Raw genomic sequence first — 24,408 nt, 5'->3', positions numbered from 1 at the left:
CGCCGCCGCCGCGCCCTCCGCCGCGCCCGCCGCTCCGGCCGCCGCACCCTCCGCTCCGGCCGCCGCGCCCTCCGCTCCGGCCGTCGCGCCCTTCACCGCGCCCTTCGTCGCGCCCTTCACCGCGCCCTTCGCCACGCGTTTCGCCGCGCCCGCCGCCGCGCTCGATGCGCCGCCGGTGAAGAGCGAGAGCCCGATGCCAATGGCCGTGATCGCCACCATGGCGAACGCGATGCCGATCTGCGCCCCGACCGAAAGCTCTCCGGTGGGGTCGGTGATGCCGAGCGGATTGTTCGCGGCGAAGATGTAGGGGCTCGCGAACTGCCGCTGCGGATCCGGCGTCACGAAGCGGCGCAGGACCGGGTCGTACATGCGGGCGCGGAAGTTGTAGAGCCCGACCTCGGCGTCCCACTCCTGCCCCTGGAAGAGGTAGGGCGTGGCCGCCATGTCCCCCTCGGCGAGCGTGAGGCCGCCGAACGGGGCGTACGCGTAGCGGGCCACGAGCGTGGCGCCCTCCACGACCGCCCACACGGACTGGTCCGGATCCGGGAGCACGAAGCGCGTGGCCGCGCCCACCAGGGCGAGCAGCCCCGACGGCCCCTGTACGAGCACCGTCCAGGACCCACCCTCCCGCCGAGCCACGGGGACCAGACCCGCGCCGAAGAAGTAGACGCTGTCGGCGCCGTCGCGGCGGCGCTTGAGCACGCGCTGCTGGCTCCCGCCATAGGCGAGCCGGAGCGCGCCGCCGGCCTCGATGCGCGTCGTCATGCTGGTGGCTCGGTCGTACCCGAACGTGCGGCCGGCGCCCGCCAGGAGCTGGCCGCGCGCGCTCCAGGTGAGCGGCTGGGCCGGCCCCGACCCGACGGTGAGCGACGCGACACGGTCCGAGCCGCCGACGCACGGGGTGGCCACCACGGTGCCGCTCTCCTCGGCCTCCCAGATGTTGCCGCTGGGATCGTAGGAGCGGATGGTCATCGGCGTGGCGCCGGCCGCGGTGAGGAGCCGCCGCTGACCGTCATAGCCGAAGACCTCCTCCTGGCTGGCGTCCTCGCCGGCGAAGCGCCACCGCACGCCGCGGGTGCGCACGACGCCATCCGCGTCATAGGCGTAGGCGAGCGCGAAGGACTGGTCGCCGGCCGCCGACGTGGTCGTCATCGCGGCCACCTGGCCGGGCGAGGTGTAGTCGACGCGCCGGGTCCATGCGCCTTGCCCGAGCACCTCCCGCTGCACCGCGCCGTCCGCGCTCCAGCCGTAGGCCGCGAGGTCGGCGAGGCCGGCGGCGGTGCCGACGGACACGAGGTGCCCGAGCTCGTCATGGGCGTAGTGGACCGCCGCGAGCGGGGCTCCCTCGGGGAAATCGACGCGGACCACCTGCGAGAGGTTGTCGTACGTGTAGGCGACCGTCCCGTCGGCGGCCGTGGGCCCGTCGAGTGTCATGCGCACCGAGGAGAGGTGCCCGTCGTCGTCGTAGCCGAACACCTCGGTGACCGTGACGTCCCCGTCGTCCCCGGGATTGTTCGCCACCGAGCTCCATTTCCTGCCGATGAGGGTGGGCTCGTCCCCATCGCCGTCGTAGCGCATCGTGACCGCGACCGTGGAGCCCTCGGTCGGCCAGTCGGGCTGGTTCGCGCGCAGGCGCAGCGCCGCGGGCTCCCACGCCGCCGAGACGGTGCCTTCCTCCACCATGCGCCCGAGCGCGTCGTACTTGTAGTAGACGAACCACTGCTCGCCCGCATCCATCGCGGGCTGCACGAAGCGCAGCCGCCCGGCCACGTCCGACACGAACCGCGTCTCCCCCGCGTCGGGATCGGCAAGGGACTCGGTGCGCTGGAGGGCGTCCGTGGTCATCCGCTGTGCGTAGGCGCTCGAGGCCTGCTGGGGCCCGCTCACCAGCGCGTTGGGGAGCGCGGTCTGGAGCGTGGCCACGGGCCCGGACACGCCCGCCGTGTAGGTCCGGTTGCCCGAGGTGCGCGAGACCTCCTCCCCCACGTTCGACACGTAGGTGCTCGTCACGGTCTGGCTGAGCTGATCGGTCAGGCGCACGGACCGCGTCTGGACCGGGCTCGTGAGCGTGTCCTGGAAGTACTGGCCGGCCGGGAGGCTCGCCGCCGCGTTCGCGCCGAAACGCAGCCGAGTGGTCTGGCGCTGCCCCTCGGGCACCGAGAGATCGATCGCATAGGGCTTGCCAGGGTTGCCCTGCTCGATCGACTGCTGCCGGGGCGAGGCCTCGTAGCGCGTGCCCTGGTAGGGGTAGCCCTTGTCGTCCGAGCGCATGATGCCGTCCTCGGTCTGCCCCCGGTAGTAGTCGGCGACGTCGCCCTTGAGCTCCCAGGTGGTGGAGAGATTCGCGAGGAAGTCCTCCACGTCCACGAAGCCGGGCCGGTATTGCAAGATGGGCTGGTGCTGGCCGGAGCCGAACGAGCCGGGGGCGCCCTTCGTCGTCACGAGTTGGCGGTCGAGCGCGTCATAGACGAGGCCGACCACGATGCTATCGGCGCCATGGAGCTGCTGCACCTGACGCTGACGGCCGGCGGCGTCGTTGTAGGACACGCCGACGCGGACGCCCTCGAGGACGGAGAGGTTGCGGATGGCGCCCTCCCCGGCGAGCGTGATGGACACGGTGTCCCCAACAGGGCGGACCGCCTGACTGTAGAGGAGCTGGCCTCCGGCGAAGAAGAGCACGACGCCATCGCCGACGACGAGGAGCCAGTGCTGCTCGAGGGGCGGTGTGGCCAACGCCGTCCAGGCCACGCCCGCCTGGGACGCCGTCCAGCCGCCCTCCCAGCGGACCGTCACGTTGCCCACGGACACGGATGCGACCACGTCGCGCGCCTGGAGCTCGAAGTAGACCGCGCGGGTCCCCTCCGCGGTGCCTCGCCAGGTGACGGGCCCCGCGGTGGCTCCCGTGTGCACGAGGGCTCCGTCCGCGGCCGCCCACCCGGCGGACGCGTCCCAGCGCTCGCGCCAGCAGTCGCCGTCACGGAAGGTCTCGAGCACGCCGCCGATGGCGGGGTGCAGGGTGACCTCGGCGTTGGGGCTCGTTGGCGAGAAGACGCCGTCGTTGCCCCGGCGCGAGAGGAAGCTCTGGGTGAGTTCCTTGATCTGCCCGGAGGCACCCACCGAGACGGTCGGCTGGAAGGCGCGGTCATAGTACGTGCGCGTGGTGCGGCCGCTCGCGTCCTGACTGGACGTGACCTGCTGGCTCGGCTCGTCGAAGGTGCGGCTCACGAGGCTGTTGGCCAGGGGGCCCACCAGCACGCTGTCGATGGTCACCGGGCTGGCGGTGGTGTTCGTGATCGACAAGGCGAGCGCCACCGACGCCTGCGTGGCGGCGGAGCGGGGCGCGAGTGGGGCACTGCTGGTCACGCGGGTCCTCGGCTGGCGAGGACGGGCGGCGAGGCGGGCGCGGCGGGCCGCGGAGCGCCGATCGGGCGCGGGAACGGCGCCCCCGAGCACCTGGGGGCCGCCGAGCGGGACGGGCACGGTGACGTAGCGCCACGCGCCGTCCGTGGCGGGCAGCGGCACGAAGACCGGCGTGGCGGCCACGCCGTCGACGGTGACGGTCGCGGAGATGCCGGTGGTGGCGTCGGCGGCGAAGCCGGCTGGTGTCCGCACCCACACCCCGACGAGGTACGTGCCCTCGGGCGCCTCGGGCGTCACCGTCACGGCGAGGGAGGCGTTGGCGCCGCCGGGCAGCCGGGCCGCGCGGATGCCCGTGCGCGCGTCGTCCGCCTCATACTCCACGCCGGAGAGCGTCCAGCGGGAGGTGTCCTCGTAGGGCTGGAAGCCGAGGAAGGCGAGCCCGCCGAACGGCACGTTGGACGAGCGTGCCACGGCGAACTCGCAGTTGGTGCTGTAGATCGTGGCGGTCGGCACGCCGAGGCCGTCCACGCTCTCCTGCTCCTGGCCATAGGCCGTGCGCTCCGTGGTGCGCGCCGCGAGGGCCCATCCGGCCGGGTTGTCTCCCGGTGTGTAGGCGGCGAACGGGAACGCCACGTCCGCCGCGTCGAGCAGGCCGAAGCTCGCCTCGGCCACGGCGACGAGCACCCCCTCGGCGTTCGGCCAGCCGGCATAGGTCGTCGCCATGACCTGCACGGGGACCGTGCCCGTGTCGGTCGTGACCGTGTTGGTCTCCTGCGCGGGGTCGGTGAGCGCGTGGATCGCGGCCAGACCGGCATCGACCGCGACGCCCTGGACCGTGGTTCGCACGAACGTCTGCGCCTGGCCCTCGCCCCCATATTGCCGGAGCGAGATGGTCACCGGCTGGCCCGTCGCGGAGCCGGGCGCGCCCTCCGGTACGTACACGGTGGTCTTCGTGTTGGTGACACCGTTGATGACCTGCGTGTCCACCGTCTGCACCACCCAACCGCCGCGGAGCACGAGGGTCTCGGGTTCGAGCACGTCGGAGGCGACCTGTTGGTAGACGACCCAGGTGGCCTCGGTGCTCTCGAGCAGCACGCCGTCGCGGTCGCGCGTCTGCGTGCGCAGCAGGAGGCCGTCGAGCATGTCGTAGTAGTTGTTGCCGGTCTGATCCGCCATGCCGTTGAGGTAGGTGCTGTCCACCCACCCGTTCACGGGGTTCGCCGCATCCGATGTTCCCGAGCAGGTGCGGGCGGAGAAGTACTTCACGATGTTGCCCAAGGGGTCGCAGCCCGCGGTGCCCGTGTCGAAGACGTAGCGCGTCGGGAGCTCGTCCTGATAGCCGTCGGTGACGTCGAGGCCGGTGACCGCGTAGTGCTCGATGGGACCGGCGAAGGCGTCCCCGGCGTACTGGTGGAGGTACACCGTCGTCGCCGCATCGAAGCCGACGGCGTCCCCGGGGTAGGTGGCGAAGAGCTGCGGCCCCTTGGGCGAGGTGCCCGGGCCCTCCCCGCGGACCATCTTCTCCTTGAGGAACGGCTCGAGCTTGCCCACCTGCCCGTTTCGCAGCACGACCGCCTCGACCCGCTGCGACGAGCTCCCCTTCTCGGAGGTGAACGCCAGGAAGGTCGGCCCCTGGTCCACGAGCGACTCGGAGTCGAAGTCGTAGCCCTCCGCGCTCACGAGGGCATCCAGGTTGGCTGCCGCCGGCGCGGTCACGACGGCACCCCAGTCCGACGCGGTGCCACGGAAGTACACGTATGGGCCGACGACCGCCCAGTCGGCACCGCCGCTCGTGGGCCAGTTGTCCGCCCGATCATCCTGGGACGGCAGCGATTGGCCCAACGCGGCCGGGGCCGGCCTCCAACCCCCCGTCGGGTCATAGGCCATCACCTGCCCGACGGTCTCGCCGACGCCAGTGGTGGGAACGATGACCTGGAGGGCGTAGTCGGGCCCGAACGCGTAGCGCTGATCGCGACCCGCGTCGGGCATGCCCGGGTTGAGCGCCGTGCTCACCGCCCACGCCGCGCCATCGAAGCGCGCGAGGTTGCCGTTGATGGCGACGAGCGTGTCGTCGATCACCTCCGGAATCCACGGGGTGGGCGGGTTGCCCGGCCCGAAGGTGTCGGTGAACTCGCCGAGCTCGTGGACCTCGAGCGCGTAGGCCGCCGTCCACTGCGCCACCCAGACGCGGTAGGTGTTCTCCTGATCGTTGCTCCCGGTCAGGTTGGACACCGCCACGAGCGAGGCGCCCGGCACGAGGGCGACACTGTCCAGGTCCACCGTCGAAAGCCTGGGGAGCGTGGTCGCGGGCCCCGATTGCCACACGAGCAGACTGTCCAGCCAGCGGAGCGCCAGCTTGCCGTCGAGATCCAACGTGGCGAGGTACTCCCCCCCGCCCGCGATCCATGTGTAGCGGGGGGTCGTGATCGTCTCGCGCGTCCACGCCCGCGTGGTCCATCTCCAGGTGAGCAGATCGTAGCTGCCGGACAGGGTCCTGCCGCTCATCTGCGCCACGGCGAGCCAGGTGGTGCCGCCCACGAAGGTCGTGGTGGCGCCGGTCGTCGGCCACGTGAGGGTGGGGACGTTCTTCGCGGTGGTGACCCCGTCGAGGGTGGCGCTGCGCCACTGGCCGGGCCGCGCCACGTCACGGTCGAAGACGTAGACGGCGCGCTCCGACGGGGTGGTGCGCGTGAAGGTGAGCGCGAAGAAGTCCTGATTGGCGACGGCCTGGAGGCTGTCGAGATCGAGGCCGCGCGTGTCGAGGAGGGCGTCGTCCGGGTCGAGCTGCCATGTGAGCCACGACCCCGCCCAGGTCCAGACCTGGAGTGAGAGCTTGCCGTTCGCCTGGTTGTAGTACGTGACGACCGCGTAGTCCGGGCCATAGTAGACGCGTGGCGAGCCGCTGCCGACGGCGTCCGGCCGCTTCGCCTCCGCGCGCCGTTCGCACCGCGTGAGATCCTGGCGGGTATAGGTATAGGTGGCGGTGCCGCCCTCCGGTTGGGTGAGGGTCGCGAGGGCCCCGGGCTGGCCGCGCTCCGCCGCGGCGTCGAGGTAGTAGTCGAGCACGAGGCCGGGGCTCGCCACGCCGTCCTGGTCGAACTGGGTGATGCCGGTGAGGAAGCGCTTGAACGTGTCTCCCCGGAGGGGGCCCGTGGCCTCGGTGACGTTGGCCACCTCGCGCTCCCGGCCAGACGCGCCCGGCCGTGGATCGTAGTTGAAGCGGAAGGTGAAGAGGGTGGAGCCGTCGGCCGCCTGGATGGAGATCTCCTCGAGGAAGCGCGTCTCGTAGCGGTCCTGCCATGCACCGGGGGCGTCGCTGGGGACGGCGCGGTGCGGGTCCGCGTACTCGCGCGGGGCCGTGTCCCCGGCGCTCCACAGCTTGTCGCCGTAGTCGAGCGTGACGGTGCGGCCGAACACGTCGGTGATGCGGGTCAGGTACACGGCCTTGGTGTACGGCAGCCCGCCGGCGCCCACACGCTGCTCACAGCCGCGGATCAGACCGTCGCCGGTCCGCTCGAAGCCGTTGTAGGCATAGGTGACGAAGCTCCCGAACCGGTCCGTGACGCGGCCGAGGTACCAGGCGTGCGCCACCTGGATCTGCCCCTCGGTCCGCATCGAGGCACCGTTCCAGAGCGGCTCACCGTTGCGTCCCTTCCACCACACCGACCACGCCACCGTCTCGTTCACGCTGCGCGCGCCGGCCGCATCCCGCGTGACACCGCCGCCGAACGATCGCCGCACCGCCGAGTCGCTCGTGACCACCCAACGCTCGTAGCGGGGGTAGTACTGGATCTTCCAGAACTGGTAGTTCTGGAGTTGGTACGCCTCGCCGCCGTCCTTCGCCAGCAGCCGCTCTCCCACCTCGAGCGAGTAGAGCAGCTCGTGGGTGTCGTCGACGAGCTCCCAGGTGCCATGGCCGCCCCGCGCGATGGCGTCCGCCGACAGGAGGAGCCCGTGCGCGTGGAACGCCTCGACGAGCGCGGCGGGGACGGGCTTGCCGTCGGCCAGGCCGCCAGCGAGGGCCGCGTCGGCGGAGAAGAGGCGGGGGGCCCACGGCTGGCGAACCAGCGTGTTGGGCACTCCGTTCTCGTAGAGCGCGTACTGCCGCGTGCCCGGCACCGGCGAGCCCGAGGACACCGCCTCGATCCACGTGAGGGGAAGACTCCAGCCGAGGCCGACCACCCCCGTCGGCGCCTCGCGGTTCCACGTCGTCGCCTCGCGGAACACGTTGGATTGGTATTGGAGTGACAACGACACGTCGAGCCCGTTGCCCTCGGAACGCCCCGGGAGGGTGAACAGGCTCTGGGTGAGGTTCACGTCCCCGCGGAACAGGTTGACGGAGCTCGACAGGTTTCCGACGGAGCTGTCGTCCATCTGGAACGTGCGGATGGCGGGGGGCTGGCTTTGCGACGGGGGATTGGACGACGACATGGTTGGCCTCGAGCGGGCGTGAAGGGGGTGGGAGCCGCGCGGATGGCACGGGACGGGAAGAGGGTGCCCCGCGGCGTAGCGGGGCACCGGCCGGGTCCAGCAGGAACCAGGAGGCCGCCTAGGTCTTCGGGATGCCGACGACCAGGAGTGACACGGAGCTGCTGCTCGACTCGGTGTTCCCGCTGTCATCCTTGATGAAGGCCTTCGGCGCGGTCAGCCGGACGGTATTCCCCTCGACCGTCCACTTCTCGCAGCCGCCACCAATCGACCTGACGTGGTGGTCCTTGGCGAAGCGCACCTGGTAGTCCTGGAGGAGCACCACCGCATCGGAGAGCGGTACCTTGAACTCCACCGGGACGGTGGTGCCGCTCGCCTGCAGGTTGTTCTTGGCGACCGAGTACACCCCGTCCTGGTTGAGGCTGGTGGCGAGGAGGCCGGCGTCGAGCTTCGCCGTCGTGGCCATGTTGCCCGAGGAGTCGGACATCGACGCGTCGGCCTTGATGTAGCCCGAGGTGCCGTTCGCGTTGAAGCCCGTCGAAAGCTCGAGCGAAAGCACGTGGTTATCGCTGCCGTAGCCGAGCTCGAACCCGGAGATGAAGGCGGCGCCCATCGAGAGCGACGAGCTCGGGAGCGCGATGGGGCCGTACTGCGTGCCGGCGGAGATGCCGTTCACGGAGGTGAGCAGGACGTTGCTGTCTTTGGTGTCGACGACCGCGATGCAGCAGACCTCCGCCGAACTCTCCTCCACGTGGATGGTGTTCCCGCTGTCGTCCCGGATCTCCCCGTTGACCTTGACGGTGATCTGCGTTGCGTTCGGCTGGTTGGGGGAGAGGGAAATCTTGAGGGTGCGGACGTGGTTGTCGTTGTCGAAGCTCAACCTCCAGTACGCGAGGCCGACCGTATAGCTGAGCACTTTGTGATCGCCGAAATCGAACGTCACGGTCTTGGAGGGTTGGGTGTGGACATGGCGAACGGCAATGGGCATGGCTTGGCTCCTGGCCGCCGAGGCGGCGTGTGTGAAGGGTGAATGACGATTTTTCGATCCGGCCTCTGAAGGGCAGTGCAACCTTCAGAGAGGCTGTGCGCTCAGGGCACGTACAGCTCCGCCGTGGCGAAGCGCTTCCTGGCTACGGCGCGGGCATCCAGGCCAGACCCAGGTTCCTGCTGCTGCCCGAGTTCACGTCCTGGCGATCGGTGCCGTCGGCCAGATGGGCGCTCCGGATCACTTGAGCCAGCCAATCCGCCCAATACAGCCGCCCGGCCGTGACATCGAGGGCAATCCCGTGCACCGTGGTCTGGTTGGTCACCAGGGCGGTGGCGTTGGAGCCGTCCAGGTTGGCGACATAGATACTGTTGCCGCGGGTCGAGTAGTACACCTTCCCGCCGCTCGAGTCGACCGCCAGGCCCACGCCCAGGCCGCCCAGGTTTGAAGCGAGGGTCTCCAGGTTGGTACCATCGAGATTGAAGCGTACGAGTTTGGTGTTGTTGTAGGTAATGACATACACCTTGCCGCTCGGGACATCGAACGCGAGGGCGGACGGGCTATCGATGCCGCCGACGACCTGCGTTGGATTGCTGCCGTCCAGCTCGGCGCGCATGACCCGTTGCCCGGTGAAATCGGACCAGTACAGCTTGCGGTTCGTCGAATCGACTGCCAGCCCAGAGGGGTAGCCTCCGTTCGCCACGATATCGACCGGGTTCGCCCCATCACTGTCCACTCGAACGATTACGCTGTCGTGGACGTAGAAGAGGGTACGGGTGACCGGGTCGGTGGCGACGGAAGAGCCCCCGCTGATGCCGGTCTTGAGCTCAAGGGCATTCGTGCCGTTCACGTCCACCCGCCACAGCGAGCCGGCGGCAGTCATCCAGTAGAGGCTCGCAACACCGGTGACGTCGACCGCGAAGGTGGTGGAGGTGGTGGCGGAGCCGTCACTCACGGAGAGGGTGATGGTGGTGGAGCCGCTGGCGCTGGCGGCGGGGACGACGTCGAGGGTGCGGCTGGAGCCGGAGCCGCCGAGGACGAGATGGCTGGGGTCGTTGGGCACCAGGTCGGTATTGGAGGAAGTGGCGGTGACCGTGAGGCTGTCGGCGGCGGTTTCCACGTCGCCCACGGTGAAGGCCAGGTCGCCGGTCGAGCTGCCAGCGGTGATGCTCTGGTTGGCCACCGAGGAGAGGGTGGGCGTGTCGTTCACTGGCGTGATGGTGATGGTCACCGTGGCCTGCGCGCTTTGGCCCTTGCGGTTGGTGGCGCGGAAGGTGAGGGCATCTTCGCCATTGTAGTCGGCACCGGGGGTGTAGGTGACGAAGCCGTTGGCGCTGATCTCACCCAGCGTGCCGTGGTCCGGCGCGTCGACGATAGTGAAAGTGAGTGCCCCGTTGTCGCTGGCCGGCAGGTGCACCTCGAGGGGCGTGTCTTCCGCCGTCTCGCGGGTGTCGTTTTGGGCCACCGGCGATCCGTTGTGACAAGCGGCGAGGGTGCTGGCCACCAGTCCAAGCACCAGTCCGGCGCGCAATGCGGTGGCTGGCGCTGCGAGCCACCTCGAAAGCAAACATGACATGAACTCTCCTCGTGGTACGCCTGACATGTGCGATGGAAACGCGGAACGCCAGGTTCTCCGACGGCGTGGCAGATGGCTCCAGGGGGGGCGAAGTCGTGCCCAAAGATGGCGGCGCCGCCTGGGTTCGAGCGGTCGCCAGGCATCCCGTGACGCACACTGGGCTCCGCTGGAGACATCCAGCGTGCGCCCCGCTCTCTACCTGGAATGTCGGGGAGTGGATATTGGACCTTGTGCTTACACCGCGCGGGCTCGCGGCAGCCGGAAGGAACGGAACTGCTCGCCGGACCCCGTCGTGACGAGAGAGGCCGTGGCCTTGGCGCCAGTTCCCCCCGCTCCCGTTAGTGGTCGCTGAGCAACGCCGCGAGCTTGTCCTGCAGGCCCAGGTGGCCCGCGGCGAACTCCAGCATCCGCCGCTCCTTGCGATCGATGCGTCCGTCCACGAGCGCCATGTCCACGAGGTTCTTCAGGAAGACCTCGGCCTCGGGCGTGCCGCGCTGCACCAGCCGGGTGAACAGCGACGGCCCCGCGTTGATGGCCATCTCCACGTTGCTCCAGGGCACGCTCCAGCGGCGGGCGCAGTCCTCCAGCAGCTTGCGCTCGGTGCGATCCACCTGCCCATCCGCGCTGGCGAGCGCGGCCATCATGTAGAGCAGCCGCTGGCGCTCCTGGGGGTCGGTGATGATGTCATCCCCGTGCCTGGGCGCGGGCGCGGGTTCGGGCTCCACCGGCGTCACGCCCTCGAGCGCAATGGCGCGCCGCGGCCGGGGAGGCGCCGCGTCGAAGCGCCGCTGCTCGCGGGCATCCCACGACTCGTAGGGGTCGGCGGAGGCCAGCACCCAGTCGCGCTCGCCGCGGCCCAGCTCCGTGCCGCAGTAGTCGCAGGAGATGGCGGCCGAGTCCGTCAGGGCCGCGTTGCACTGGGGGCAGCGCGAGGTGGACATGCCGTTGTCCGTGTTGGTGCGCGCGCCATGCTTGCGCACGAGCGTGAACACCCAGCGCTGGGGCACGGTGGGCAGGGCGGGGGGCTTGCCGTCCACGGGCCCCTGGCCCATGCGCGCGCTCCAGCGCACCTCGACGTGGGCCTGGTCGAACCCGTCCGGCACCACGTCGAAGCCCCGGGTGGTGACGCCGCCCACGGCGCACTCGAGGAACACCCGGCGCAGGCGCCGCTGCCGCAACTGCTCCGTGTCCTCGTTGAGCCGGGAGATGAACCCGGGCGCGGCCACCTTGTTCAGGCCCTGGGTGTTGGCGCGGCTCTGGGCGTCCACCCACTTCCAGAACAGGAGCGAGGCGCGGTCCTCGAGGATCTGCAGGTTGAGGGCGGGGTCGGCCTCGCGCGCCTCGCGCAGGTGGTCCACGTGGGCGTGGTGGCGCACGTACTCCATGCCCTGGGTGATCTCCGAGAGCGTCCAGTCGTAGTTGCCCGAGTTGACGATGGCGTCGCAGTAGCCGCAGCGGTTGGAGGCGCCGCCATTGTACGGGGCGCCGCAGTTGGGGCACTTGCCCTGGAAGAGATCCTCGCCGATGCGCGTCTTCACCCCGGGCTTGCGCACGAAGGACCAGACCTCGGTGAAGGCCTCGGGGGGAGCGCGCCGGGCGGCGGCGATGGCCTCCTCGTCCGAGGCGGTGGCGGGCACGTCGCTGTCGCGCATCCGGGCGCGCACGCGCAGGTGCACGGTGTCGAACCACTCGCTCTGGTCGAGCCCGATGAGCTGCACGTCCATCACCTGGATGTCGGTGATGGCGTCGCGCACGCCCTGGGCGCGCAAGAGCTGCAACTGCACGTCGAAGCGCTGGGCGGTGGCGTCCGAGAGGAAGGGGCGCACGGGGGACATGTCGCGCCGGAACCAGGCGTCCTGCACCTGGAGGAAGAGCTGGCGCGTCTTGTCCAGCAGGGCTTGCGGCTCGAATTGAGGATCCTTGAGGCGCAGGGCGTTGACCCAGCCCTGCACGTCGCGGGAGGAGAAGGTGGTGCGATGCTCGGCCTCGCGCTGCTGGAGTGCGCGCTGGGTGGCGCCCGTGGGGTGGAGGTTCTTGCGGTAGAAGTGCCAGCCCACCCAGCACAGCGCGATGAGCGGCAGCATGATGTGCGGGTAGCGGAAGGTGAACCGGACGAGCTCGAAGATGAGCCAGATGGGAATGCCGCCACCCCCGCCATCCGAGTCATGGTCCCGGGAGGGGGCGGTGTAGTGCTCACCCCCGCCGCCGCGGGCATCGGCCACGAGGGGGAGGAGCAACAGGGACCCGAGGCTCGCGAGGAGCCAGGGAGCCCGGCGGACGAGGGAGCTGGGGAGCGCGGTTCGCATCACCCCCAACACTAACCGTTTCCGCCTTGTCAGGTTCGAGGACTCGCCGCAGGCTGGCGGCCGAGTGGCGGCCCGGTAGAGGGCCGGTCTTCAGGGAGGGGTACATGGCGGAGTTCAAGGTCGACGCACGCGGGCCCATCGAGATCTGGACCATTGACGGCGAGGGGCGACGCAACGCCATCAGCCGGGCGATGCTGGCGGAGCTGGAGGCGCTGGTGGGCCGGGTGTCTCAGGGGCACGACACGCGCGCGGTGATCATCACCGGGGCGGGGGACAAGGCCTTCTGCGCGGGGGCGGACCTCAAGGAGCGGAGCACCATGAGCGAGCCCGAGGTGCGCGCCTTCCTGGACGGGTTGCGGCGCACCTTGCGGGCGATCGAGAAGAGCGATTGCGTGTTCATCGCGGCGCTCAACGGGGCGGCGTTCGGCGGGGGTACGGAGCTGGCGCTCGCGTGTGACCTGCGGGTGGCGGCGCCCGCGGCCGAGCTGGGGCTCACCGAGGTGAAGCTGGGCATCATCCCCGGCGGAGGCGGGACGCAGCGGCTCACGCGGCTGGTGGGCCCCGGGCGGGCCAAGGATCTCATCCTCACCGGGCGGCGGCTCAACGCGGCGGAGGCCTTCAGCATCGGGCTCGTGGGCCGGCTGGCGCCCGAGGGGCACCTGTTGGACACGGCGTATTCGCTCGCGGAGAGCATCGTGGAGAACGCGCCGCTGGCGGTGGCCACGGCCAAGCACGCCATCGACGAGGGCGTGTCGCTGGAGCTGGACGCGGCGCTCGCGCTGGAGCTGCGGCACTACGAGACGGTGCTCGCCACCGAGGACCGGCTCGAGGGCCTCAAGGCCTTCGCCGAGAAGCGCAAGCCCGTCTATAAGGGCCGCTGAGGCACAAGGGCGCGCCGCCCGGGGTTCAGCTCGTGGCCCCGGGCTCGAAGCGCGCGAGGAAGACCTTGTACTGGATCGAGACGAAGATCGGTCTCGGCGCCACCAGTCCCACCTTGGCGAACATCGCGAACAAGGCGGCATCGGACTCGATGGGCCGCATCTTCGCGAAGGCCTGGCGCCGATGCTCCAGCGACTCCGGGGGGAGGCCATACGCCCGCCACCGCCGCAGCTCCACGTTCATCAGCTCGGGGTCCATGCCGACGCGGCAGCCCAGGACGAGGGGGGCTCCGGGCTTGAGCCGCCGGGTCACCTCACGCAGCAGCGCGAGCCGGGCCTCCTCGCCCTCCACGTGGTGCAGCACCCCCATCATCTGCGCGCCGTCGAATGGAGGCCCGGGGGGCAGGGTGTGCAGCTCGCCCACGTGCAGGTGCGTCCGGGAGAGCAACCCCTCGGCTTCCAGCCGCTTGCGGGCGACGGCGAGCATGGCCTCGGAGGGATCGATGCCCGTGAAGCGCCAGCCCGGCACGTCGAAGCGGGTGTAGGGCGTCAACTCCGCGCCCGTGCCCACTCCCACGAAGAGCAGCGACGCCGCGTCCTGGCCGTCGAGCTGGGCGGTCAGCGCGCTCACGCCGAGCTCGTACATCGCCTGGACACCGGCGAGGGTGACGGACGCCTGGGTGTCGTAGTGGACGGCGCGGTCGGCGCCAAAACCCGGAACGATGTGGTGGACGGAAGGGTCGGAGTGCTGGTGGGCCATGATGCATCCTCGGAGGGCCCGCGGGAGGCGGGCGATGTGGCTGGAGGATGCGCTGGGAGCCGAAGCCGCGGGAGAGCGGGGATTCAGGGCGGATCGGCGGGGATTTCGGTCCCGCCGATCCGCACGAGTCCGACCGCTCAGGCGTTGGGGCGCACCATGGCCACGTCGTAGTGGCGCCCGGTGATCTCACCCGTGGCGGACGAGCCCGGCCGGTACAGGCCACCGGTGCGCTCGTCCACATAGAAGCGGTTGTTGGGGTTGGTGTCCTGGCCCTTGCTGGCGTGGCGGGTGCCCGGATCGTGGAAGGTGTAGTAGGTGCGGCCCTGGGCGTCCTTGCCCCGGCCGGTGATGGTGACGAAGTGGTCCGTCAGCCCGTCCGCGTTGTAGCTGGCGTCCTTGTGGCTGACGCCCACCACCACGGGCTTGTTCGCGTTGAGCTGCTGGTCGATGTAGTTGCGTCCCTGGGCGGCCTTCTGGGGATTCACCTTGAGCTGGCCCTTGCTGTTCTCGCTGGTGCCCAGCTGGATGCGCTGATCCGGCCCCGTCACCGTGGCGCCCGCCGCCTTCGCCATCGCCGTGGCCGCCTTGAAGCACGCCGTGTCGCTCGGCGTGTAGCCGTGGCCGCCCTCGAACTGGCTGAAGAAGGGCACCTTCACCTTCGCCGCCTTGCCGTCCCCGGTGGGCTTCACCCCCTCGGACTCGGCCGGAGCCGCTCCGCCCTTGCCCTCGCGCGCCAGCCGGGCCAGGGCGTCCTTGGACTCGCTCTTGTAGCGATTGGACACTCCCTGCTGGACGTCCTTCGAGCTGCTCGAGAAGTACACCAGCTCGCCGCTGCCGTTCTTGCGGCCGCGCTCGGCGTAGATGTCCTTGATGAGCTGCTCGTCACTCACCTTGGCGGGATCCCGCCCGGCGAGCGCGCGCTTGAAGATGTCGTCGGCGGCCTTGGGCCCGTGCTGCACCGAGGTGGACCAGGCCACGTCGCGCAGCGCCTGCGAGCGCTGGTTGACGTCGAGGCCGGTGGCCTTCTTGATCTCCGCGGCGCCCACGTCGTAGTGCGTGGCCTTGATGTAGTCGTGCTGGGCCTTGTCGAAGCCCTTGGGATCCTTGGCCGCGAGCTGCTTCCAGGCGGCGGAGAACTCCTTGGTGCCGGGGGCGTGGCCGGACAGCGCGGCGTGGTAGTCCGGGTGGCTGGTGCGCAGCGAGTCGACGAAGGCCTTCGCCGAGCCGGTCTTGGACGCGAACTGGTACGAGCCGTAGGACACGCCGCCGTGGTCGCCCTTGCCGGTGGAGACCGTGCCGGGGCCGCGCGCCTCGTACTTGCGGCTCAGGCTGCCCAGCGCCTCGTTGGAGGCCGGGGTGGAGGGCTTGGAGGGCTTGCCGGCGGGTGCGGTCGTTCCGCCCGTCGAGCCCGAGCCGCCCGGCACCGTGAGCTTCTGCCCGGAGGAGATCCTGTCCGGATTCTGGATGTGGTTGGCCTTGGCCAGCGCCGACACCGTGGTGTGCAGGTTCTTGGCGATGTCCGACAGCGTGTCTCCGGCGCGGACCGTGTAGCTGCCGCCCCGGGAGGGAGCCTGGGGAGCGCCGTCACCGTCCTTGGGCAGGGAGGCGCGGGGCTTGCTCTCGAAGTTGTCGGGGACCTTGAGGGTCTGGCCGGCGGCGATCTTGTCCGGGTTCTTGATGCCGTTGCTCTTGGCGAGCTCGGCGACCGTGGTGTGGTAGCGCGCGGCGATGGCCGACAGCGTGTCACCCGAGCGAACCTTGTAGTTACTCACTCCCGTCATGGACCACTCCGCCTGGGCAGGCCACGTCCCCGCCGGGGCCGTGGAGATGATTTTCAGGATCATCGAACGTTGGATGAGAAAGTTTCCTCTCGATTTCTCAAAGGGACCACCCACGGAGAGCGTGGATGAGGCGATAGGCTCACCAGCCGAGCGGTCCGAATGGGAGAACGAACCGATGGGTAATGCGATGCGTCACTGGATGGGACTCGTGGGGTGGGTGGTGGGGATGGGCGCTCTGACGGCGGGGGCGCAGCCGGCGGGGGACGTGACGGGCGTGTACAAGAAGGAGGGTGGGAAGCTGGCCATCGTCCAGGGCGACAACGAGACGCTGGTGCACTACCAGGGCTCGTTTCCCCAGGGGGACAGCGCGGGCACGTGCGAGTGCACCCTGGTGGTGAAGAGCAAGACGGCCACGCGCTGGACGCTGGCGGGTCCGGACCTCGCGCCCGGCAAGCTGAGCCTGGACGTCGCGCCGGGACGCTTCGTGCTGACGGGAGCCAACCCGGGTTGCTGTGGCGCCGGGTGGCCGGGCCGTGAGGAGTTCTCGCGCGCCCAGGCGGCCACGCCTCCCGCGTCGTGCAAGGTGAGCGCGCCGCGCGTGTACTTCCAGGCCACGGACGAGGGCAACACCCAGCGCAAGGCGTACGTGGTGCAAGGCGACACGGTGGAGGCCTATCTCCCCGCCACCGAGCCGGACCTGGTGCCCGCGCGCTTCAAGGGAAAGAAGACGACGGCGGGATTGCTCCAGCGCACCCAGCTCGAGTGCACGGCCGCCCCGGCCGCCGCGGCCCCGCCCGCGGTGAAGGCCGAGCAACTCCAGCCGCTCGCCGGCAAGTGGGTGGAGCTCACGAAGAAGGGCAAGGGCTACGTCATCTACAAGCCCTGCTCGGCCGAGACCCGAGCCTTCACCGTCCAGCCGGACGGCGCGCGGATGGAGATCCAACTCGGGCAGGAGAGCACGAGCGCCCGGGTGACGAAGCTCCAGCCCGGCGCGGGCACCGGGGCCTACGTGTTGGAGCTCACCCCCGAGGGCGGCCAGGGCGAGCAGGTGGAGTGGAAGGTGACGGACGCGGCCAAGGGCATCGTGTCCCTCACCAGTCCCGGGCTCTTCTCCCAGAGCCACACCTACGTGCGCGACGCGAAGAAGGGCGCGTTCCGCGTGGAGGCCGAGAAGAACTGCGAGAGCGAGCACGACTAGCTGAATTCGCTCGACATGTCCGGAGGAATCGATAGTGATAATCAAAATCAACTCCGGACACCTCGAATGAAAAGACTCTCCCTCGGCGTCCTGTTCTTCCTGGGCTGTACCCACGCGCCTTCCGCGCCCGCGCCGTCCAGCGAGCCCTCGTCCACTCCGTCCAAGACGCTTCCCGCGCGGGAAGGGGAGGGGCACCTGGGCTCGTTGCGGCAGCTCACCTTCGGGGGGGAGAACGCCGAGGCGTATTGGGCCTTCTCGGGCGAGGCGCTCACCTTCCAGGCGCGGCTCGAGGGGCAGCAGTGCGATCGCATCTACTGGCTGGATGCGAAGACGGGCGCCACGCGGCCCATCTCCAGCGGCGAGGGCGTCACCACGTGTGCCTACGCGCTGCCGGGAGATGGCGAGGTCATCTACGCCTCGACGCACGAGTCCGGCGCCGCCTGCCCGCCCAAGCCCGACATGAGTCAGGGCTACGTGTGGCCGCTGTACGCGGGCTACGACATCTACAAGGCCCGGGCGGATGGCTCGGACCGGCGGCCCCTCACGCGCACGCCGGGCTACGACGCCGAGGCCACGGTGTGCCCGAAGGATGGCTCCATCGTCTTCACGTCCGTGCGTGACGGGGACCTGGAGCTGTACCGCATGGACGCGGACGGGGGGAACGTGAAGCGGCTCACCTCCACGCCCGGCTACGACGGCGGCGCCTTCTTCAACCGCGACTGCACGAAGATCGTCTGGCGCGCGTCGCGGCCCGCGCCGGGCAAGGAGCTGGAGGACTACCAGTCGTTGCTGGCCCAGGGGCTCGTGCGGCCCACGAAGCTGGAGCTCTATGTCGCCGACGCGGACGGCTCCAACCCCACGCAGATCACCTACCTGAACGTGGCCTCCTTCGCTCCGTCCTGGCACCCCACGCGCGAGCGCATCCTCTTCTCCACCAACTACCCGAACGCGCGCGGGCGGGAGTTCGACATCTGGGCGGTGAACGTGGACGGCTCGGGCCTGGAGCGCATCACCACCGCGCCCGGCTTCGATGGCTTCCCGTTGTTCTCCCCGGACGGCAAGCAGCTCGCCTTCTCCTCCAACCGCGAGACGGCGCCGGGCCGCCAGGACACCAACGTCTTCATCGCCGAGTGGAACGACGACGCGCCGGCCCCCACGGCCGAGCCCCAGCCCGCGGATCGGGTGATGGAGGACGTGCGCTTCCTCGCGGCCCCCGAGCAGGGCGGTCGGGGCGTGGACACGCCGGGGCTCGAGCAGGCGGCGCGCTACCTCGAGCAGCGCTTCACGGCGCTCGGGCTCGTGCCCGCGGGGGACGGTGGCACCTTCCGCCAGCGCTTCTCCGTCACCACCGAGGTGAAGGCCGCTGCTGGCACGGCGCTGGAGCTGGGCGCGCTGCGGGCGAAGGACGAGGCGTTCCTGCCCCTGGGCTTCTCCGCCGAGGGGGACGTGAGCGGCGACGTGGTGCTCGCGGGGTACGGCGTGCGCGCGAAGGAGCTGGGCGTGGATGACTACGCGGGGCTCGCGGTGAAGGGGAAGATCGTCGTCGTGCGGCGCTTCGTTCCCGACCAGCCCGCGTTCGCCTCGAGCGAGGCGCAGCGCCGCTATGGAGACCTGCGCCACAAGGCGTGGGTGGCGAAGGAGGCGGGGGCGCGGGCGCTCATCGTGGTGGACTGGCCCGCGGGCGTGGCCAAGGGGGCCCACGGCGCGCCCACCGAGGCCCGCCTGCCGCCGCTGCGGCCCGAGGGCGCCCAGGACGCGGGACTGCCCGCCGTCATCCTCCAGCGCGCCGGCTTCGAGCCCGTGCTCCAGCAGCTCGAGCAGAAGAAGAAGGTGCGCGGCCGGGTGGTGGTGCGGCTCGAGAAGGTGCAGAAGGACGCGTGGAACCTGGTGGGCCGGCTGCCCGCGGCGGCGCCCGAGGCGCGCGCGGCCTCCGGCGTGGTGGTGGTGGGCGCGCACTATGATCACCTGGGCACGGGGGGACGGGGCTCGCTGGCGCCCGACAGCCACGAGCCGCACCTGGGCGCGGATGACAACGCCTCGGGCGTGGCGGGCCTGCTGGAGGCGGCGCGGCTGCTCGCGGCGAAGCGGGAGCGGCTGCACCGGGACGTCTACTTCACGGCCTTCTCGGGCGAGGAGCTGGGCGTGCTGGGCTCCACGGCGTGGACGCGCTCGCCGCCCGCGGGGCTCGCGATGAAGGACGTGGTGGGGATGATCAACCTCGACATGGTGGGCCGGCTGCGCGGCAACCACCTGGCGGTGCTCGGGGTGGAGTCCGGCCAGGAGTGGCGCGACGTGCTCGCGCCCGCGTGCGCCCTGGCCCGCGTGCAATGTGATGGCTCGGGGGATGGGTATGGGCCGTCGGACCACACGCCGTTCTACGCGGCGGGCGTCCCGGTGCTGCACTTCTTCACGGGGGCGCATGGCGACTATCACAAGCCGTCCGACAGCGCGTCGCGCATCAACGCGGCGGGGCTCGCGCAGGTGGGGCTCATCGTGTCCGAGGTGGCCGCCGAGGTGAGCGCGAGGCCCGCGCGCCTCACCTATCGCAACGTGCCTGCGCCCGCGCCCGCAGGGGACATGCGCTCGTTCAACGCCTCGCTCGGCACGGTGCCGGACTATGCGCCCCCCGAGGGCACACGCGGAGTGCTGCTCGCGGGCGTGCGGCCGGGTGGGGGAGCGGACAAGGGCGGCATGAAGCGAGGGGATGTACTCATCCGGCTCGGCACCCACGACGTGGGGAGCGTGGAGGATTTGATGTACGCGCTCAACGTCGCCAGGCCCGGCGAGACCGTCACCGCCGTCGTGCTGCGCGAGGGCCAGGAGGTGAAGCTGTCCGTGACGTTCCAGGAGAGCCAGCGACGCTGAGTTGTTGGAAAATCGTCGTGCGGTGTCTGGGTGATGTGCAACGCGATGATGTCCGTGGATTTCGCGGACCTGCCCACGAGGGTGGTGGGGGTTCCCTATCGCCCTTGAAGCGTCTATGACGTCTGGCGTCAATTTCCGGTCAACCCGATGGGAGTGTGCTGAATGAGATCCAAGATCCTGTTGACTCTGATGGTGTTGGTGGCGACCCCCGTGCTCGCGGATCTGGAGCGCAGTGGCCCCGCGAGCGCGACGTTCTCCGGCAAGGGGCCGGCTGGCTTCAAGCTGGAGGGGAAGACCGAGGAGGTGACCCTCAAGGACGATGGCAAGACGGTGGTCATCTCCGTGCCGCTGGCGACGCTCAAGACAGGCATTGATCTGCGCGACCGTCACATGCGCGAGAAGTACCTCGAGGTGGAGAAGTTCCCGCACGCGGTGCTGGAGGTGCTCTGGACCGCCATCCAGTTGCCGGAGGAGGGGAAGACGACCACCCAGACGGTGCCGGGGAAGATGACCCTGCACGGCAAGACGAAGGACGTGTCCGTCACCTACACCCTCAAGCGCACGGGGGATGCCTACGAGGCGAGTGGCAAGCTGCCCATCAACCTCAAGGACTTCGACATCATCCTGCCGAATTACCTGGGCGTGACGGTCAAGCCCGACATCGAGACGCTCACCTCGTTCCAGTTCAAGAAGAAGTAGGAATCGCTCTCCCATGCGTCAGTCTCTCGTAGTGCTGTTCCTGTTCGGACTCCTCGTGTCGCCTCGGGCCGAGGCCTACACGTGGATGATCCGCCACGGCTACTCCAGTTGCGCCGCGTGCCATGCGGACCCCTCGGGCGCCGGCCTCGTCACCGCCTACGGGCGGGCCCAGTCCGAGCTGCTGCTCGCCGCCAACTATGGCAAGGTGAAGGAGGAGGTCAGCCCCAGCACGGGCTTTCTCTTCGGCGCGGTGAACACGCCGGACTGGCTCCTGTTGGGGCTGTCCTTCCGCGGCGGTGCGCTCGTCAACCAGGCGGGGTCGGCGGACCCCACCGTGCGGCCGGTGCAGATGGCGAGCGACATCCGCGCCCAGGCCACCTTCGGCCAGTTCCGCGCCAATGCCAGCCTGGGCTTCGCGCTGCGCCGCGCGCGCCTGGCGGCGCTGACCACCACCGAGGCCAACAACGTCGTGTCGCGCGACCACTGGCTCGGCTGGGACAACGAGAACCAGACGCTGCTGGTGCGCGCGGGCCGCATCAACCTGCCGTTCGGTCTGCGCAACGTGGAGCACACCTCGTGGGTGCGTGAGCGCACGCGCACCGACACCAACGAGCACCAGCAGTACGGCCTGGCCGTCGCCTACAACGGCGAGGGCTTCCGCGGCGAACTCATGGGCATCGCGGGCAACTTCCTGCTCAAGCCCGACGAGTACCGGGAGCGCGGCTACTCGGGCTACTTCGAGTGGTCCCCGAAGACGAACCTGGCGCTGGGGGTGAGCAGCCTCGCCACGCGCGCCGCGTACGACGTGGACTCGCGGCAGCCGGACTTCTGGCGGCAGGCGCACGGCGTCTTCGGCCGCTGGGCGGTGGGCGGTCCCGTGGTGTTGCTGGGCGAGGTGGATCTGCTCGTCAACTCCTCTCGAGACCAGAGCGCGGGGCTGGGCTACACCGGCCTGCTCCAGGCGGACATCGAGCCGGTGCGGGGTCTGCACGTCATCCTCGCGGGCGAGGCCCTGCGCACGGTGGGAGGAGTGGGCACCAACGTGGGCGGAAGTTTGGGACTGGCCTTCTCCTTCCTTCCCCAGGTCGAGTTGCGCGTCGATGGTGTCATGCGGAGGTTCGCGACCGAGACGGGCGGTACCAATACCCTTTCCATCCTCAGCCAGCTGCACCTCCTGCTATGAACAACCCATCCAACCGCGGCTTGCCGCACGTGCTGGCGCGGGCCGGCCTCCTGGGAGTCGTCCTGCTCGGCGCCACCGCCGCGAGGGCCACCCCCAACTTTCCGGAAGTCATCCGCACCGATCTGGGACTCGCCACTCAGCCCTCGTGCGCTGTCTGCCACCAGGGCGCTCCTGGCATGGGCACGGTGACCACGCCCTTCGGCAAGTCGCTGCTCGCCCGGAAGGTCGTGCCCTATGACGTGGCCTCGTTGCGCACGGCGCTGACCGCGCTGGACACCGAGAAGGTGGACAGTGACGGGGACGGAACGCCCGACACGGAGGAGCTGAAGGCGGGCCGGAATCCCAACTCGAGCGACGGGACCGGTGGTCCGGGCCAGGAGCCGGGCGGAGGCAATGTGCTGCCCGAGCCCTCCTACGGGTGCGGGGTGGCGCCGGGCGCTCCGGTGGGCCTGCTGCTCGGCGGGCTGTGGCTCTTGCGCAGGCGCCGCCGGCAGTAGGCGCCCGAACGGGCCCGCCCTCAGGATTCCTTTCGGTCATGAGGGCGGGCGATTATACAGGGGACTCCTTTTTCACGCGGAGTCCTCCTCATGACGATCAAGGTTGGCGACGAAGCCCCGGACTTCAACTTCACCCACAAGAATGGGAGTCCGGCGAGTCTCAAGTCCCTGCGTCAGCAGAAGGCCGTTGTCCTCTACTTCTATCCCAAGGATGACACCCCGGGGTGCACGGCCCAGGCCTGCTCCTTCCGTGATTCCTACGAGGACTTCGTCCAGGCGGGCGCCGAGGTCATCGGGGTCAGCTCCGACGACGCCTCGAAGCACGAGGCCTTCGCCGCCAGGTATCGGTTGCCCTTCACGTTGGTCAGCGACGCGGACGGCGAGCTGCGCAAGCGCTACGGTGTGCCGCGCTCGTTCCTGGGGCTGGTGCCGGGCCGGGTCACGTATGTGATCGACCGTCAGGGCGTCGTCCAGCACGTCTTCAATTCCCAGCTCCAGTCCACCAAGCACATCTCCGAGGCGATGGACGTCCTCAAGCGCTTGAGTGCCTCCTGACGGACACGCGGCGATCGCGCGGGGCCCGTTCCTGGTGGCGCTCCTGGCTGCTGGGGGCCTTGCTGCTGTCCCTGGTCCTGCATGGGGCCCTGGCCCTGCTGCTGGGGCGCGTGGGGCCCCCCTCGCTCGAGTCTCCCGCCGAGGCTCGTGAGCCCCTCCTGCTCGAGTTCACCGAGCACGAAGCGCCTCGCGCGGCGCCCGGGTCGGAGCCTCCAGCGGTGCCGCCCCGGGAGACGCCCCGTCGGCCGCCCCAGCCGCCTCCTGCACGAAAGCCGGCCTCCGCCGCGGCTCCCACCACGGCCCCGGAGCCCGTCGCGTCAGGGCCCCCGAGTGGTCCCGAGGCACCGGCCATCCCCCAGGTGCCCGACGTGCCGCGAGCGGTGCGGTTGTTTCCGGGCCCGGGAGGACTGCCGGTGGAGCAGGGGAGCGCGGCCGCGGACGCGCCCCGGGGCCACACCTGGAGACCGGGGGAGGGGCCGTCACCCGAGCAGCGCCTGGCGGAGGAGCGCGAGCGGGTGGGGGGCCGGGTCCAGGGCTTCCTCGATGACGGCCTGGCCACGGCGCGAGTGGAGAATGGCCTCGTCGACACCTACTTCGGCCAGATGGACCATGCGCTGGAGAAGGGGCTGACGGGCGCTTCGCTCTTCGACTACCAGGGCGTGCTCCGGCACTTCTTCCCCGCGCTGAACCTGCGCGAGTTGATGGAGGGGGCCGCGCGTTACGGGGCCACGGGCAATCCGGACGATGCCGCCGGGGGGCCCCTGGGGACGGATCGACTGGAGGACGTGGCACGCTCGGGGACCGCGGGCGCGAGGGCTCGGCGGGCCCGCGATCCGTTGGGAGAGCTGGACAGGAGCGTGGCGCGCGCCAACTCGTTGTCGGTGGAGCTCGAGCTGGAGCAATCGCCCACGGGACAGTTGTTGGGGGTGAAGTTGCTGCGAGGCTCGGGCAACCCCCTCTTCGACGCCTATGTCCTCGACAAGGTCCCTCCGTCCCTGGCGGCGTTGGGCCCCGCGTCGGAGAACTTCGCCGCGAGGACCCGGGCGCCCACGGTGCGCAGCGTCTGGAATGTCGAGGGCCACGTGAGCTTCGCGCGCACCATCAAGCTGTCGAAGCTGCACACGCTCGACGCGGCGGACGCCGCCTATATCTCGGCGCTGCTGCCGACGGGCCTGCTCGGCGGCTCCTTCGAGGAAACGCGCGGCGAGGTGACGATCGTCGATCTGCGCCGGCCCCACTTCGACATCCGGACCTGGCTGCTGCGGGTGTACTGAGGTCGAAACAAACAAAACAAAACGAACAAAAGAGCCCGGGGGATGCCGGGTGTCGGCACCCTC

At 70.2% G+C, this 24,408-nt stretch carries 14 protein-coding genes; 8 read left to right on the top strand and 6 right to left on the bottom strand.

The genetic code is table 11. The features are described from left to right. The 4 genes from D187_RS44055 to D187_RS44040 form a co-directional block, all read right to left on the bottom strand. Nucleotides 1-7,791: RHS repeat-associated core domain-containing protein (locus tag D187_RS44055; protein ID WP_043434380.1), on the bottom strand; the 7,791-nt coding region annotated here is incomplete at its 3' end. A gap of 118 nt (nucleotides 7,792-7,909) precedes the next feature. Beyond that, entirely contained in the window at nucleotides 7,910-8,776 is an 867-nt protein-coding gene (locus D187_RS44050) for a hypothetical protein (protein WP_002621104.1), read from the bottom strand. A 142-nt stretch (nucleotides 8,777-8,918) separates the two neighbouring features. Beyond that, nucleotides 8,919-10,349, bottom strand: coding sequence for an Ig-like domain-containing protein (locus tag D187_RS44045; RefSeq protein ID WP_002621103.1), 1,431 nt, complete (start codon nucleotides 10,347-10,349; stop codon nucleotides 8,919-8,921). A 338-nt stretch (nucleotides 10,350-10,687) separates the two neighbouring features. Beyond that, on the bottom strand, nucleotides 10,688-12,655 hold the full coding sequence (locus D187_RS44040; RefSeq protein WP_043434378.1) for a TIM44-like domain-containing protein: 1,968 nt from the start codon (nucleotides 12,653-12,655) through the stop codon (nucleotides 10,688-10,690). Between the two features lie 104 nt (nucleotides 12,656-12,759). Here D187_RS44040 and D187_RS44035 point away from each other — a divergent pair, with 104 nt between their 5' ends. After that, complete coding sequence (locus D187_RS44035; protein WP_002621101.1) at nucleotides 12,760-13,536, top strand: enoyl-CoA hydratase-related protein; 777 nt, start codon at nucleotides 12,760-12,762, stop codon at nucleotides 13,534-13,536. A 25-nt stretch (nucleotides 13,537-13,561) separates the two neighbouring features. Here D187_RS44035 and D187_RS44030 read toward each other — a convergent pair whose 3' ends face one another. Together D187_RS44030 and D187_RS44025 are read right to left on the bottom strand one after the other, a co-directional pair. Next, nucleotides 13,562-14,293 (bottom strand): class I SAM-dependent methyltransferase, encoded by a 732-nt coding sequence (locus D187_RS44030; RefSeq protein ID WP_002621100.1) that lies wholly within the window; start codon nucleotides 14,291-14,293, stop codon nucleotides 13,562-13,564. A 137-nt stretch (nucleotides 14,294-14,430) separates the two neighbouring features. Next, a complete protein-coding gene (locus D187_RS44025; protein ID WP_002621099.1) occupies nucleotides 14,431-16,074 on the bottom strand; it encodes a VgrG-related protein in 1,644 nt (547 codons plus the stop codon). A gap of 175 nt (nucleotides 16,075-16,249) precedes the next feature. Between D187_RS44025 and D187_RS44020 the strand changes: the two genes are divergently transcribed. The 7 genes from D187_RS44020 (at nucleotide 16,250) to D187_RS43990 (ending at nucleotide 24,345) form a co-directional block, all read left to right on the top strand. After that, nucleotides 16,250-17,272, top strand: a complete 1,023-nt coding sequence (locus D187_RS44020; protein WP_002621098.1) for a hypothetical protein — start codon at nucleotides 16,250-16,252, stop codon at nucleotides 17,270-17,272. Between the two features lie 66 nt (nucleotides 17,273-17,338). Next, nucleotides 17,339-20,137, top strand: a complete 2,799-nt coding sequence (locus D187_RS44015; protein WP_043434376.1) for a M28 family peptidase — start codon at nucleotides 17,339-17,341, stop codon at nucleotides 20,135-20,137. A gap of 162 nt (nucleotides 20,138-20,299) precedes the next feature. Further along, nucleotides 20,300-20,836, top strand: coding sequence for a YceI family protein (locus tag D187_RS44010; protein ID WP_020918694.1), 537 nt, complete (start codon nucleotides 20,300-20,302; stop codon nucleotides 20,834-20,836). Nucleotides 20,837-20,849: 13 nt separating this feature from the next. After that, the gene (locus tag D187_RS44005; protein WP_002621095.1) at nucleotides 20,850-22,019 is read left to right on the top strand and encodes a hypothetical protein; all 1,170 of its coding nucleotides are present in this window, start codon (nucleotides 20,850-20,852) and stop codon (nucleotides 22,017-22,019) included. Then, on the top strand, nucleotides 22,016-22,516 hold the full coding sequence (locus D187_RS44000) for a thrombospondin type 3 repeat-containing protein (RefSeq protein ID WP_002621092.1): 501 nt from the start codon (nucleotides 22,016-22,018) through the stop codon (nucleotides 22,514-22,516). Before D187_RS44005 ends, D187_RS44000 begins: the two co-directional genes overlap by 4 nt. A gap of 90 nt (nucleotides 22,517-22,606) precedes the next feature. After that, nucleotides 22,607-23,071, top strand: a complete 465-nt coding sequence (locus D187_RS43995; RefSeq protein WP_002621090.1) for a peroxiredoxin — start codon at nucleotides 22,607-22,609, stop codon at nucleotides 23,069-23,071. Between the two features lie 59 nt (nucleotides 23,072-23,130). Continuing rightward, a complete protein-coding gene (locus tag D187_RS43990) occupies nucleotides 23,131-24,345 on the top strand; it encodes an energy transducer TonB (RefSeq protein ID WP_002621087.1) in 1,215 nt (404 codons plus the stop codon). Nucleotides 24,346-24,408: the final 63 nt, after the last annotated feature.

This window comes from Cystobacter fuscus DSM 2262 (assembly GCF_000335475.2).
Taxonomy (GTDB): Bacteria; Myxococcota; Myxococcia; order Myxococcales; family Myxococcaceae; genus Cystobacter; species Cystobacter fuscus.
Note: the sequence above shows the minus strand (reverse complement) of the source record. Positions and strands in the feature narration are given on the sequence as shown.

Bases quoted from the DNA above. Each gene is read 5' to 3' on its own strand.
- D187_RS44015 (WP_043434376.1), top strand. From the start codon at position 17,339: ATGAAAAGACTCTCCCTCGGCGTCCTGTTCTTCCTGGGCTGTACCCAC.
- D187_RS44000 (WP_002621092.1), top strand. From the start codon at position 22,016: ATGAACAACCCATCCAACCGCGGCTTGCCGCACGTGCTGGCGCGGGCC.
- D187_RS43995 (WP_002621090.1), top strand. From the start codon at position 22,607: ATGACGATCAAGGTTGGCGACGAAGCCCCGGACTTCAACTTCACCCAC.
- D187_RS44050 (WP_002621104.1), bottom strand. From the start codon at position 8,776: ATGCCCATTGCCGTTCGCCATGTCCACACCCAACCCTCCAAGACCGTG.
- D187_RS44045 (WP_002621103.1), bottom strand. From the start codon at position 10,349: ATGTCATGTTTGCTTTCGAGGTGGCTCGCAGCGCCAGCCACCGCATTG.
- D187_RS44030 (WP_002621100.1), bottom strand. From the start codon at position 14,293: ATGGCCCACCAGCACTCCGACCCTTCCGTCCACCACATCGTTCCGGGT.
- D187_RS44025 (WP_002621099.1), bottom strand. From the start codon at position 16,074: ATGACGGGAGTGAGTAACTACAAGGTTCGCTCGGGTGACACGCTGTCG.
- D187_RS44040 (WP_043434378.1), bottom strand. From the start codon at position 12,655: ATGCGAACCGCGCTCCCCAGCTCCCTCGTCCGCCGGGCTCCCTGGCTC.
- D187_RS44020 (WP_002621098.1), top strand. From the start codon at position 16,250: ATGGGTAATGCGATGCGTCACTGGATGGGACTCGTGGGGTGGGTGGTG.
- D187_RS44005 (WP_002621095.1), top strand. From the start codon at position 20,850: ATGCGTCAGTCTCTCGTAGTGCTGTTCCTGTTCGGACTCCTCGTGTCG.
- D187_RS44010 (WP_020918694.1), top strand. From the start codon at position 20,300: ATGAGATCCAAGATCCTGTTGACTCTGATGGTGTTGGTGGCGACCCCC.
- D187_RS44035 (WP_002621101.1), top strand. From the start codon at position 12,760: ATGGCGGAGTTCAAGGTCGACGCACGCGGGCCCATCGAGATCTGGACC.